1 pseudogene is annotated in these 366 nt (G+C 72.4%); it reads right to left on the bottom strand.

The features are described from left to right. Nucleotides 1-294, bottom strand: a pseudogene (locus AB4Z27_RS29820) (beta-propeller fold lactonase family protein); the annotation flags it as partial. Between the last annotated feature and the right edge of the window lie 72 nt (nucleotides 295-366).

The raw sequence follows: 366 nt of genomic DNA, 5'->3' as shown, positions 1-366 counted from the left end.
GAAGCGAGTGGTGGCACAGACCACGGCGATATTTGTGACCGCTGCGGTCACACCGGCCCCGGCGCCGCCTGCCACCGAGCAGACCTGTCCGGCCGGCTGCTGGGCGATGGTGACCGCGTAGCCGCCGTTGTGGGCCACGGGCGTGGCGAAGGTAAAGCTGCCGTCGGCGGTCAGCGTCAGCGCATCCCGCCCGTTGTTTTGAAGCACCAGCTGGCTGCCGGCGGCGAGGCCGGCGAGGGTGCCGCCGATGGCGTACGGGCCGGGGGTTGCCGGCACCGTGGGCGCCGTGGGCACTGCCGGTGCCTCGTTGGATTCGTCCGCCGCGCATCCGCCCAACAGCAGGGCGATCCGCCCAACAGCAGGGCG

Source organism: Cupriavidus sp. KB_39 (genome assembly GCF_052114485.1).
Lineage (GTDB): Bacteria > Pseudomonadota > Gammaproteobacteria > Burkholderiales > Burkholderiaceae > Cupriavidus.
This window is presented reverse-complemented; position numbering and strand designations above follow the sequence as displayed.